Source organism: Flexivirga sp. (assembly GCF_035551235.1).
Taxonomy (GTDB): domain Bacteria; phylum Actinomycetota; class Actinomycetes; order Actinomycetales; family Dermatophilaceae; genus Flexivirga.
Genome location: NZ_DASZNO010000038.1, coordinates 112,877 through 125,099, shown reverse-complemented (window position 1 = coordinate 125,099; position 12,223 = coordinate 112,877). Strand labels below are relative to the sequence as shown.

Genomic DNA, 12,223 nt, shown 5'->3' with positions numbered 1-12,223 from the left:
CGGTGGCACTGACCCACGATGAGGTCATCGATGCTGCGGTCGGGTTGCTGCGCGCACACGGACTGGCCGACCTCACCATGCGCCGCCTGGCGCGCGAGCTGGGCGTGCAACCCGGCGCGCTCTATTGGCACGTCGACAACAAGCAGACGCTGCTGGTTCGCGTGGCGGAGCGGATGCTGGCCGACGTCACGACGGCGACCGGCAGCACACCGGCCGCGGGCATCCGCCGGCTGGCGCAGGGCATCCGGGACGCGGTCCTGCCGGTGCCCGACGGCTCCGATGTGGTGGCGCTGGGCTACGCGCTCGACCCCACCGCGGTGCCGGCGTTCGTACGACTGCGCCAGCTCGTCGGTGAGCTCTGCGACTCGCCCGCCGCGACGTCGGCGGCCACCGACCTGATCGTCCACCACGTGCTCGGCGCGGTCGGCGTCGAGCAGAACAGGCGCGCCGCCGACCTGTCGACGCGTGGAGCCTCCGGTGCGTTCGAGCGCGGACTCGACCTCGCGCTGGCCGCAGTCGCGAACGGCGCGAACAGCACGACCAGCACTGTACGAAGGAGCGCTCATGGCAGCTGACGACATCGTCCCGGACAGCAAGGACTGGACCTGGGTCGTCGAACGCCCTTGCCCCGAATGCGGATTCGAGGCCGGCGCCGTCGCCGGGGACATGCTCGGCGCCCAGATCCTGCGTGCGGTCGAGCCGTGGCCGGAGGTGCTGCGACGACCCGACGCACGCGAGCGCACGAGCCCGGGTGTGTGGTCCGATCTCGAGTACGGCGCCCACGTTCGCGACGTCTGCCAGGTCTTCGACGGGCGCCTGCGGCTGATGCTCGAGCACGACGACCCGCCCTTCGACGACTGGGATCAGGACGCCGCCGCGATCGCCGGGAAGTATGCCGAGCAGTCACCACTCGCGGTCGCGGCACAGATCGGCCCGAACGCCGACGCGCTCGCCACCCGCTTCGACACGGTCCCGGACGAGGCGTGGTCACGCACCGGTCGCCGGTCCAACGGCTCCACCTTCACAGTGCTGACCCTGGGGCAGTACTGCCTGCACGACATGGTCCACCACCTCCACGACGTGGGCGCGCGGCCGTCCGACGGGTAGACTGCCGGCACCGGCGTGGGTGATGACCCTTGTTGTTTGCAGCCCAGAGGGGCGCGCCGGCTCGGACAATTGACAGCAACGATTAAGGGGTACGGACACCCATGTCCTTCGACTTCAAGGTCAAAGATCTGAGCCTGCACGAAGCAGGACGTCACCAGCTTCGCCTGGCCGAGCACGAGATGCCCGGCCTGATGGCCATCCGCGAGGAATACGCCGCGAGCCAGCCGCTCAAGGGCGCCAAGATCACCGGCTCCCTGCACATGACCGTGCAGACCGCCGTCCTCATCGAGACCCTCACCGCTCTCGGTGCGCAGGTGCGTTGGTGCTCCTGCAACATCTTCTCCACCCAGGACGAGGCCGCCGCTGCGGTCGTCGTCGGCCCCGACGGCACCCCCGAGGACCCCAAGGGTGTCCCGGTCTTCGCCTGGAAGGGCGAGACGCTCGAGGAGTACTGGGACTGCACCGATCTCGCGCTCACCTGGCCCGAGGGCGACGGCCCCAACATGATCCTGGACGACGGTGGCGACGCCACGATGCTCGTCCACAACGGCAAGGAGTGGGAGGCCGCCGGTCAGGTGCCGCCCACGACCGACGAGGACGCCGAGGAGTTCCAGGTCTTCAAGGCCCTGGTGCGCCGCACCCTCGAGCAGGACCCGAAGAAGTGGACCAACGTCGCCGCCCAGGTCAAGGGCGTCACCGAGGAGACCACCACCGGCGTGCACCGGCTCTACGAGCTCGCCAAGACCGGCGACCTGCTCTTCCCGGCGATCAACGTCAACGACTCGGTCACCAAGAGCAAGTTCGACAACAAATACGGCTGCCGCCATTCGGTCCTCGACGGTCTCAACCGCGCCACCGACGTCCTGGTCGGCGGCAAGGTCGCGGTCGTCTGCGGGTATGGCGACGTCGGCAAGGGCTGCGCGTCGGCCCTCGCCGGGCAGGGCGCCCGGGTCATCGTCACCGAGATCGACCCGATCTGCGCACTGCAGGCCGCGATGGAGGGCTTCCAGGTCGCGCGCCTGGAGGACGTCGTCGGCGAGGCCGACATCTTCGTCACCACGACCGGCAACTTCAACATCATCACCGCCGCGCACATGCAGCAGATGAAGAACAAGGCGATCGTGTCCAACATCGGGCACTTCGACAACGAGCTCGACATGGCCGGCCTGGCCAAGATCGAGGGCGTCGTCAAGACCGAGATCAAGCCGCAGGTCCACGAGTGGACCTTCCCCGGCGGGAACTCCATCATCGTGCTCTCCGAGGGCCGCCTGATGAATCTCGGCAACGCCACCGGCCACCCGAGCTTCGTCATGTCCAACTCGTTCGCGAACCAGACGATCGCGCAGATCGAGCTGTTCACCAAGCCGGGCGAGTACGAAAACCAGGTCTACGTGCTGCCGAAGCACCTCGATGAGAAGGTCGCCCGCCTGCACCTCGGTGCCCTCGGCGCCCAGCTCACCGAGCTGACCAAGGAACAGGCCGAGTACATCGGTGTCGACGTGGCCGGTCCCTACAAGCCGGACCACTACCGCTACTGAGTCTGATTGACTCACTCCTCGCAGAACTGAAACAGCCTCGCAACGAACAAGTTCGTTGCGAGGCTGTTTCAGTTCTGGTCGTCGTTCGTCGGGCGTCCACTTCTCGTCCCGTTGGCTGATCTTGCCTGTCGCCAACTGCGGGTCGAGTGCCGGGGGAGCGAAGCGGAGGAGGTGTATCGAGACCAAGTACGTCTGGCACGTGGTCTCGATACGCGGATTCCCGCGCTGCGCTCCTCCATCCGCTACTCGACCCGCTCAGTTATGGCGCGATGTTGTGGTTCCTCGCGAACACGTTCTCGGGGTCGTACTCGCGTTTGACCGCGACCAGCCGGGCAAAGGTCGCCGGTGGGTATGCCGCAGCCAGGTCCGCCGGCGTCTGGCTGCTCTGGAAGTTGAGGTATATCCCCGAGCCGTGCGCGGCCACCTCGGCCCAGGACGTGACAATCGCGTCCTCCTGTCCGGTCAGGTCCGGTTGGGGCACCATCGTCATACCCAGGATCATCGCCTCAGCCTCGCGATGCGCGAATGCCGTTGCGTCACAGGCAACTTCGCCGAAGGCTCCACCGAGCGAGCGCAACACCACAGCGACCGACGGCGACGACCGGCGGAAGCGGTGCACCGCATCGAGCGTCGCGTCATCGAGCTCGCGCACCAACGTGTTCCGGCCCACCATCCGCACGCCCGGGGGCGGTGTGCCGCCGGCCTCCAGGAGGTCGCCGTACAACCGTTCCTCGATCGTCGCGCGGGTGACCTGCCCCAGCGCGAGGAACGGCTCGATCGCGCGGTCCGCGGCGTCCGCGTCGCCGTCGGCGACACAGACCCGCACCATCGCGATCGGTTCGCCGCCGCCGGGAGCGGGCATCAGCAGGACCGAACTCGTGACCTGCGCAGAGGCAGCCCGCATCGCATCCCGCCAGCCGGCGAGCAGGTCGGTCTCCTCGAACGGCCGATAGGTGATCTCACCGAAATGCACCGTCGCCACCGCCGCCGCCACGAAGTCGAAATCGACCACGACACCGAAGTTGCCCCCGCCGCCGCGCAGCGCCCAGAACAGCTCGGGATGCTGCGTTCTGGAGGCGGTCACCAGCGTCCCGTCGGCCAGCACGACCCGCGCCGCCACCAGGTTGTCGATCGCCAGGCCGTGCTCGCGCAGCAGCCAGCCGAACCCGCCGCCGAGCGTGAGGCCACCGACGCCGACACCGGCCGTGTCGCCGGAGGAGATCGCCCAGCCGAGCGGGCGGAGCACCTGATCGACCTGCCCCCACGTCGCACCGCCACCGATGCGCACCAGCCGGCGCTCCATGTCGAGCACGTTCACCGCGTCGAGGCGTCCGAGATCGAGCACCAGCCCGCCGTCCGATGTCCCGTGCCCGAGCAAGCCGTGACCGCCGGAGCGCACCGCGATCTCCAGGCCGCGGCGCCGCGCGTGCAGGACGGCGTCCGCGACCTCCGCGCGGCTCGAGGGCCGCACGACCAGCGCAGGGCTGCCCTTCGCGAAGAGGACCTGCGCCGCATCGTCATACCCGACGTCACCGGGCACCACGGAGTCGGGCAGTGTCGTCAGGTTGACCACCATGGCTTCTCCTTGTCTGAAAGGTGTTGTCCGAAAGTCGTTGCAGCACAATGCTGTCGAGAGATCGGCGACGACGCGTCACCCCTTGGGAGTGACTTGGCGGTGCGATGGTCGGGGGACCGGATGGCCGTCGGTACCGCGTGGGGAGTAGCCGATCGATACTTCCGTCGACGGACGCGCAGACTTCCGAACGCTCCTAAGCTCGTGGACATGGAGAGAGCACGCGCAGTCAGTGCGGCCGCGGGCGTCGGCTGGATGTTGTTCGGTGCCGTTGGCATCGTCGCCGCCGTGCAGTGGAAGGCGCGGCTGCACGAGGCGGAGCGGCGAGCCGACGCCGCAGAGCGGTCGCGTGAGGAGGAGGCGCTGCGCCGGACCGCCGAGGAACGGCTGCGCATCGCGCGCGAGTTGCACGATTCGCTCACCCACAGCATCTCGGTGATCAAGGTCCAGGCCGGTGTCGCCACCCACCTGGCCCGCAAGCAGGGCGAGGAGCCGTCGGCGGCGTTGCTCGCCATACAGGAGGCGAGCGGGGACGCGGCTCGCGAGCTGCGGGCGACCCTCGACGTGCTGCGCAGGGAGGACGTCGAGTCGCCGGACGGCCTTGCGGTCGAACACCTTCCGGCGTTGGTGCAGCGGACCCGCGACGCCGGCCTGCGGGCGACCCTACGGGTCAGCGGCTCCGTCCGGCGGCTGCCCGCCGACGTCGACGAGGTCGCCTACCGGGTCGTGCAGGAGGCGCTCACCAACGCCGTGCGGCACGCAGGTGACGCCTCGGTCACGGTGGAGGTCGTGTATGACGAGAGCACCGTCACGATCCGCGTCGACGACGACGGCACCGCGGCGCCCAAGCCGTCGGCCGTGCCCGGCTACGGCCTGGTCGGCATGCGCGAGCGGGTCACCGGACTCGGCGGAACCCTGCGGGCCGAGCCCGGGACGGGCCGCGGATTCAGCGTGCTCGCTGAACTCCCGGTCGGCACCGCGTCGTGATCCGGGTGGTGCTGGTCGACGACCAGGCCCTGATCCGCAGCGGCATCCGAGCGCTGCTGGACGCCGAGGACGACATCGTCGTCGTCGCGGAGGGCACCGACGGCGTCGAGGCGGTGGCGCTGGCTCGTGAGCACTGTCCGGACATCGTGCTGATGGACGTGCAGATGCCGCAGTTGGACGGCATCGAGGCGACGCGGCGGATCACCGGCGACCCGGAGTTGTCCGAGGTGCTGGTCGTGATGCTCACCAACTACGGCATCGACGAATACGTCTTCAACGCACTGCGCGCCGGTGCCTGCGGATTCGTCATGAAGGACACCGAGCCGGCCGACCTGCTGCAGGCGCTGCGGGTGGCGATGCGCGGTGATGCGCTGTTGTCGCCGGCCGTCACTCGCCGGCTGATCAGCGAGTTCGTGGCGCGGCCCGAGACGCCGGTCGACGTCGCGGCGGCTGCCGAGCTGACCAGGCGGGAGCGCGAGGTGGTGGCCCTGGTCGCGACCGGCCTGAGCAATGACGAGATCGCCGCGCACATGGTGATCAGCCCCATGACGGCCAAGACCCATGTCAGCCGGGCGATGACCAAGGTCGGTGCGCGCGACCGCGCGGGGCTCGTGGTGTTCGCATTCCGGTCCGGCCTGGCGGCCACGACCACCTGAACCGAGCAGGCTCAGACGCGGCGGCAATCGTCGGTGCAGCCGTCCGGTGGGAGCGGTCCGTCGGAGTGGGCCGCCGGCCGGTGCAGTATGGCGCTCGTGGGCGACACCTCGATGCTGTCGCCGGCATCCCGGCCGGTGCCGTCGACGATCAGGCTGTAGCCGTGGTGCTCAGTCGGTGGGAAGAGCAACGTCACGGCCGCATTGGCACCGATGTTCGCGGCACTGCCCTTGCTCCATGGCACCCGGAGGGCACCGTCGGACACGGTGACGTCGACGGCGACCGCCTTCACGTCGACACCCCTGGTGGACAGCAGGTAGGCGCTGTCGAATCGGGCGATCGTCTCGGCAAGCGCATCCTGATCGACCTTGATACTCACGGTTCCGAGCCTACTGCCGCCGCGGCGGTGCGTTCCGTCGGTCCGCCGACGACATACGCTGTTTGTATGCCGCCGACAAACGGGGGTGCGGCTCTCGCTCGTGAAAGGATCCATACACGTGACCAACGGACGCGTTCTGGTCGTCGATGACGACCCATCGCTGGCCGAGATGCTCGGCATCATCCTGCAGGGGGAGGGCCTGGAGGTGACCTTCTGTGCCACGGGTGACCATGCGCTGCAAGCGTTCCGCGACGCCAAGCCGGACGTCGTCCTGCTCGACGTGATGCTCCCCGGCATCGACGGTGTCGAGGTATGCCGCCAGATCCGCGCCGAGGCCACCACTCCGATCGTCATGCTGACCGCGCGCACCGACACCGTCGACGTGGTGCTGGGGCTGGAGTCGGGGGCCGACGACTACATCACCAAGCCGTTCAAGCCGCAGGAGCTGGTCGCGCGGGTTCGGGCCCGGCTGCGCCGTGGCGACGACGTCGAGTCGGAGGGGTTGACGCTGGGTGACCTCACGATCGACGTGTCCGGACACGTCGTGCAACGCGCCGGCAAGCCCATCCTGCTCACCCCGCTCGAGTTCGACCTGTTGGTCGCGCTCGCCCGCAAGCCGTGGCAGGTCTTCTCCCGCGAGACCCTGCTGGAGCAGGTCTGGGGCTACCGGCACGCCGGTGACACCCGGCTGGTCAACGTCCACGTCCAGCGTCTGCGCTCGAAGATCGAGAAGGATCCCGAGAACCCCGAGATCGTGCTCACCGTGCGCGGAGTCGGCTACAAAGCCGGACCGGCCTGACGGAGCCCGCATTGCCCGCATTGCCCGAATTGCCCGCATCGACTGAGCGGATCTGGCGCCGCATCGAACGCCTCGCCGTCCGATGCGGGGCCGCGATCGCCAGGCTGTGGCGGCGATCGCTGCACTTCCGGGTCGTCACGATCACGGTCTTCCTCGGCCTGTTCGTCGCGCTCGGCCTGGGCACCTACATGTACCAACGCATCGCCAGCGGGCTCGCGTCACGGGCGACCAGCATCGCCGAGCGTGAGGCCCTCACGCAGCGCAACGAAGCGCAGAGCCAGTTCAACAACGCACCGCGGACCGACATCTCATCGCTGCGCGCGATCGCCCAGCAACTCGCCTCGAGCGTCGGCACCAACGTCGGTGACCAGAACGTCCGCCTCGTCATCGTGCGCGCCCCGGGCAACACCTTCCAGCCGCTGGGCACCATCTCGACGCAGCAGGGCGACGAGAAGCTCGTGCCGTCGTCGGTGCGGGCCGCGGTGCAGAAGGACCCGGCCCACGCACAACTGCAGATCAGCTCCATGGACGTCGAGGGTCGGCATGTCCCGTCTGTCGTCGTGGGTGCGCGCATCGCCATACCCAATGCCGGCAACTACGACTTCTTCCTGGTCGCACCGATGACCGCCGAGTCGCAGATGCTCGGCATCGTGCGCACCACCTTCCTCCTCGGTGGCCTGGTGCTGACCCTGTTGCTCGCCGGGATCGCCTACCTCGTCACGCGCATGGTGGTGACCCCTGTCCGGGACGCCGCGCACGTCTCCGAGCGGCTGACGGCCGGCGCCCTCAACGAGCGCATGCAGGTCACCGGCGAGGACGACCTCGCCCGCCTGGCAACGTCCTTCAACGCGATGGCGGACAGCCTGCAGCGCCAGATCCGGCAGCTGGAGGACCTGTCGAAGCTGCAGCAGCGCTTCTCCTCCGACGTCTCGCACGAACTACGCACACCCCTGACCACCATCCGTATGGCGGTCGACATGATCCATGCCAGCAGGGACGACTTCACCGCGCCGGTAGCCCGCTCCGCGGAACTGCTCAGCCGCGAACTCGACCGTTTCGAGTCACTGCTGACCGACCTGCTGGAGATCAGCAGGTTCGACGCGGGCGCCACGGGCGCCGGCACGGAGCAGGTCGACCTGCGCGACATCGTGGGGCGGGTCGTCGACGGTTGTGAACGGCTCGCGGAGGCTCAGGGCGTGAAGCTGCGCGTCCATTCCCGGCGTGCGGCGGTCGCGCCGATGGACGCGCGGCGGATCGAGCGCGTCGTGCGCAACCTGGTGACCAACGCGATCGAGCACGCCGAACGCAAGCCGGTCGACATCACCGTCGGCGCCAATGCCACGGCGGTCGCGGTCGCGGTGCGCGACTACGGCGTCGGGCTGCGACCGGGCGACGCCGAGCAGGTCTTCAACCGCTTCTGGCGCGCCGACCCCGCCCGGGCGCGCACCACCGGTGGCACCGGCCTGGGCCTGTCGATCGCGCTGGAGGACGCCCGGCTGCACGACGGCTGGCTGCAGGCGTGGGGTGAGGTCGGCAACGGATCGTGCTTCCGTCTCACCCTTCCCGTGCGTGCGGGCCAGCCGATCGGCCGTTCGCCGGTCACGCTCGCCCCCGACGACTCCAGCGTCGGACTGGCGATGCCGAGCGGCAACAGCCTGACCATCGGCACCCCCGTCGCGGGTGCACCGCGGCCGGGTGACGGCTCACGGGGTGGCCGATGATGCGCCGGCCGCCGCTGGTGGGGCTGGTCCTGCTCGTCATACTCGCGATGGCCGGCTGCAGCGGACTGCCGACGACGAGCAGTGTGCACGCGGGCGGGGCGATCGACAACCACGCGCCGCCGACCGTCGGCAACATCGAGTACCCCGGGCCGGCCGCCGGGATGAGCCAGAAGGACATCGTCGGTGGCTTCCTGGACGCGACGGCCGGCACCAACCAGAACTACGAGCGGGCCCGTGAATACCTCACCGCGGCCGCCGGCCGGTCATGGGTGCCGCGGACGGTCGTCGTGACCTCCGGTAGTCGTGACCTGATGGCGAGCGGCAGCAACACCGTCACCGCGACGGCCGACAGCGATGCCTCTCTCGACGCGCAGGCCCATCTGACCGAGGAACCCGACGGGGCAACGACGACTGCCGACTTCCGCCTGACCAAGGTCAACGGCGAGTGGCGGATCTCCAAGCTCCCGGCCGATTTCGGACTGTGGATGAGTGTCGATCAGTTCAAGCGCATCTATCAGCCGCAGGAGGTCTATTACGCGGCGGCCACCGGGCACACCCTCGTCCCGGACACGCAGTGGTACACCCAGACCGGCCTGGTCAGCTCGCTGGCCGCCGCGGTGATGCGCGGCGCGCCCTCGTGGATGGACGGTATGACGTTCCCGCCGCTGCCCAAGGGCAGCGAACTCACCGGCTCGTCGGTGTCGATCGACAACGACGGCGTCGCATCCGTCAACGTCAGCGAGGAGGTCCTGTCGGCGACGCCCGACCAGCGAACCGCCCTGTGGGCGAGCATGCTGGCGACCCTCGGCCAGGTGAGCGAGGTTCGGCGCGTGGTGGTGCTGGTGGGCGGAGCCCGCCTGCAGGCTCCGGGCCTGCCGGAGAATCCGACCACGCCTTCGGACTTCGGCTACACCGCGGTCAGCGGCAACCCGGCGCAGCTGGTCGGGCGCACCAGCCAGACCCAGCTGCAGTGGATGGACGCCGGCGACTCCGGTGTCGACCTGCGTAACAAGAACCACTCCCGGGACCACCCGACCCTGCCGGAGATCAACCACAACTGGTACCGCCTCGCGATCTCCGGCGACGGCCAGCAGGTTGCTGCCATCGACGGTGCCGACGCGGTGCTGGGGCGCTGGGTGGACGGTCACCTGAGCCGCATCGCGGGCTTCGGCACCGACCTCGTCGCGCCGAGCTTCAGCACCACCCGCGCGGCCTCAGGTGACTCGGTCAACGAGCTCTGGGTGGCCGGGCGATCGACGTCCAAGGACGGCGGCGACTCGTCGGCATACGGCACGCTGTGGGTCGTCGACGCGGAGTTGCCCGTCGCCGATGCGCAGCCGCAGCCGGTCGATGCCTCCTGGCTGCGCGACAAGCACATCACCGCCATCCGCCTCTCACCGGACGGCGAGCGCATCGCCCTCGCGGTGACCGTCAAGGGCGGGGCGGCCCAGGTCTATGTCGCGGGGGTCGTGCGTGACAAGAAGGGACACGCGCAGTCGCTGACCAAGCCGTTGCGGGTGGCGCCGAGCCTCTCCGGCGTCCAGGACGTGGGGTGGATCGATTACCTGACGCTCGCGGTTCTGTGCCGTGACCAGGGGACTGGCACGGTGGAGCCGGTGAGCGTCCCGATCGGAGGCCTGAGCAGCAGCATGGGCGAGACGCCGGGCGGAACGCACTTGGTCGCGACCGGAGCCGGCGCCAGTTCGCTGTATGTCGAGACGGACGCGGACACGGTGCTGACCCGGGTCGGTGCCAGCTGGCAGAAGGTGCCGGGTGTCATGGCCATGATCGCGTCCGGCACCTGACCGACGACGGTCGTCCACATCCCCGGCCGACGCCGTCGGCCATGCACCGGTGACCGGGCCGGTATGGCGGGCGGGCGAGCCGGCACCGCATCCTGGGCCGGTGCCCCTCACTGCGCTCCAGGAGATCTGCGACCTCGCGCTGCCGCGTTCCTGCGCCGGCTGCGGCGAGCAACGTGTCGCGTTCTGCACGCAGTGTCGCGCGGAGCTCGAGGACGCGGTGACGGCGGAGCCGTTCGAGGCGACGCCGACACCCTGCCCGCCGGGTTTCCCGGTCACCTGGTCGCAGGCGCCGTATGACGGTGCGATCGCCGAATTGCTGCGCGCCTTCAAGGATTCCGGCCGTGGCGATGCCGGACCGCACCTGGCGCGCCTGCTGCGGTCGGCGCTGGCCGGTCTTCTCGAGGCCGAGGACAGCTGCCGGCGCGAGCTGGCGCTGGGTGGACAACTCCTCGTGGTGCCGATGCCGAGCCGGTCCACGTCCACCCGCGCCCGCGGCCGGGAGCCGACGGTCGAGCTCGGGCGCCGTGCCGTCGACCGGTCCCGGCGGCTGGTCCTCCGGCGGGTGTTGCGGGTGGCTCGCTCCGGGCGTGACCAGGCGGGGCTGAGCGCACACGAGCGGTCGGTCAACCTGCGCGGTGCGATGCGACTGACCGGCACCGGGCGCACCCTCGTGCCCGGCCGGGTCTGCGTCGTGATCGATGACATCGTGACGACGGGTTCGTCGCTGGTGGAGGCCCGCGCCACGCTGCTCGCTGCGGGCGCGATCGAGGTGCTCGCCGCAACGGTGGCGGCGACCCAACGCCGAGGCACCTGAGGGTGCACCCGTTTACGTCCGGCGATGTGTGGTCTACCGTCGGTGCATGGAGCAGGTCGTGCGATCAACTCACAGCGACACCGTGCTCCGTCCGCCCTCCCGGAGGAGGTGTTCGAGCGGCCGATAAGGGATGCCGACCCGATTCACCGACTGCAGTCGAGACCAGGAGTGCACCATGGAGATCACCGTTACTGGACGTCATGTCACGGTCCCCGAGCGTTTTCGTCGGCACATCGAAGAGAAGCTGAGCAAAGTGCCTCAGTTCGACCCACGGGTCAGTCGCTGCGATGTGGTCGTCACGCACGAGGCCAACCCACGACAGGCCAAGGAAGCGGAACGCATAGAGATCACCTGCCACGCGAAGAGGTCCGTGATCCGCGCAGAAGCCAGCGCGGACGACCTCTACGGCGCGCTCGACGTCGCGATGACCCGACTCGGCGAGCGGCTGCGCCGCACCAGCGACAAGCGCCGGGTCCACCGCGGCAGGAAACAACCCACCTCGGTTCACGACGCAACGTCGACGTTGAACTTCCCGCCCTCGGCGGACGGCGCGGGCAGCGAGCCCCTACCCGCACACATCGCGAAGGTCGGCGGCGACGAGGACTGCCCGATCCACATTCGCGAGAAGGTCCACTCCAGTGCACCGATGGGCGTCGACCAGGCGCTCAACGAGATGGAGCTCGTGGGCCACGACTTCTACCTCTACCAGGACGCCGACACCGGCAAGCCGTGCGTGGTCTATCGTCGGCGTGGCTGGTCGTATGGCGTCATACAGCTCGACATCCAGGACAGCCTCGTCGAGGAATCGCCGGCGGCGAACACCGCGTGACGGGGACTGCGCCACAC

Annotated in this window: 12 protein-coding genes; 10 read left to right on the top strand and 2 right to left on the bottom strand. The window is 69.3% G+C overall.

Translation table 11 applies throughout. The annotated features are described in order from the left end of the window. Nucleotides 1–2: 2 nt before the first annotated feature. The 3 genes from VG502_RS13400 to ahcY all read left to right on the top strand — a co-directional run bounded on the left by VG502_RS13400 (nucleotide 3) and on the right by ahcY (nucleotide 2,645). Nucleotides 3–575 carry a TetR family transcriptional regulator gene (locus tag VG502_RS13400; protein WP_325550563.1) on the top strand — a complete coding sequence of 191 codons (573 nt, stop codon included), beginning with the start codon at nucleotides 3–5 and terminating at the stop codon, nucleotides 573–575. Then, nucleotides 565–1,107, top strand: coding sequence for a DinB family protein (locus VG502_RS13395; protein ID WP_325550562.1), 543 nt, complete (start codon nucleotides 565–567; stop codon nucleotides 1,105–1,107). The genes VG502_RS13400 and VG502_RS13395 overlap by 11 nt, the downstream gene beginning before the upstream one ends. A 101-nt stretch (nucleotides 1,108–1,208) precedes the next feature. After that, nucleotides 1,209–2,645 carry an adenosylhomocysteinase gene (ahcY, locus tag VG502_RS13390; RefSeq protein WP_325550561.1) on the top strand — a complete coding sequence of 479 codons (1,437 nt, stop codon included), beginning with the start codon at nucleotides 1,209–1,211 and terminating at the stop codon, nucleotides 2,643–2,645. Nucleotides 2,646–2,904: 259 nt separating this feature from the next. On the opposite strand, the gene VG502_RS13385 is transcribed toward ahcY, so the two are convergent. Beyond that, nucleotides 2,905–4,221, bottom strand: a complete 1,317-nt coding sequence (locus VG502_RS13385; protein ID WP_325550560.1) for an FAD-binding oxidoreductase — start codon at nucleotides 4,219–4,221, stop codon at nucleotides 2,905–2,907. A 207-nt stretch (nucleotides 4,222–4,428) separates the two neighbouring features. Between VG502_RS13385 and VG502_RS13380 the strand changes: the two genes are divergently transcribed. Continuing rightward, the gene (locus VG502_RS13380; RefSeq protein ID WP_325550559.1) at nucleotides 4,429–5,205 is read left to right on the top strand and encodes a sensor histidine kinase; all 777 of its coding nucleotides are present in this window, start codon (nucleotides 4,429–4,431) and stop codon (nucleotides 5,203–5,205) included. After that, nucleotides 5,202–5,861, top strand: coding sequence for a response regulator transcription factor (locus tag VG502_RS13375; RefSeq protein ID WP_325550558.1), 660 nt, complete (start codon nucleotides 5,202–5,204; stop codon nucleotides 5,859–5,861). Before VG502_RS13380 ends, VG502_RS13375 begins: the two co-directional genes overlap by 4 nt. Nucleotides 5,862–5,872: 11 nt before the next feature. On the opposite strand, the gene VG502_RS13370 is transcribed toward VG502_RS13375, so the two are convergent. Then, a complete protein-coding gene (locus tag VG502_RS13370) occupies nucleotides 5,873–6,238 on the bottom strand; it encodes a pyridoxamine 5'-phosphate oxidase (RefSeq protein ID WP_325550557.1) in 366 nt (121 codons plus the stop codon). Between the two features lie 112 nt (nucleotides 6,239–6,350). On the opposite strand from VG502_RS13370, the gene mtrA reads away from it, so the two are divergent. From mtrA to hpf, 5 genes are all read left to right on the top strand, one after another. Further along, nucleotides 6,351–7,037, top strand: a complete 687-nt coding sequence (mtrA, locus tag VG502_RS13365) for an MtrAB system response regulator MtrA (protein ID WP_325550727.1) — start codon at nucleotides 6,351–6,353, stop codon at nucleotides 7,035–7,037. 11 nt (nucleotides 7,038–7,048) lie between these two features. After that, nucleotides 7,049–8,758 (top strand): MtrAB system histidine kinase MtrB, encoded by a 1,710-nt coding sequence (gene mtrB / locus VG502_RS13360; protein ID WP_325550556.1) that lies wholly within the window; start codon nucleotides 7,049–7,051, stop codon nucleotides 8,756–8,758. After that, nucleotides 8,755–10,563: an LpqB family beta-propeller domain-containing protein gene (locus VG502_RS13355; RefSeq protein ID WP_325550555.1), complete on the top strand. Its 1,809-nt coding sequence runs from the start codon at nucleotides 8,755–8,757 to the stop codon at nucleotides 10,561–10,563. The genes mtrB and VG502_RS13355 overlap by 4 nt, the downstream gene beginning before the upstream one ends. 100 nt (nucleotides 10,564–10,663) lie before the next feature. Then, nucleotides 10,664–11,377, top strand: coding sequence for a ComF family protein (locus VG502_RS13350; RefSeq protein WP_325550554.1), 714 nt, complete (start codon nucleotides 10,664–10,666; stop codon nucleotides 11,375–11,377). Nucleotides 11,378–11,507: 130 nt separating this feature from the next. Beyond that, entirely contained in the window at nucleotides 11,508–12,206 is a 699-nt protein-coding gene (hpf, locus tag VG502_RS13345) for a ribosome hibernation-promoting factor, HPF/YfiA family (RefSeq protein ID WP_325550553.1), read from the top strand. Nucleotides 12,207–12,223 lie beyond the last annotated feature (17 nt).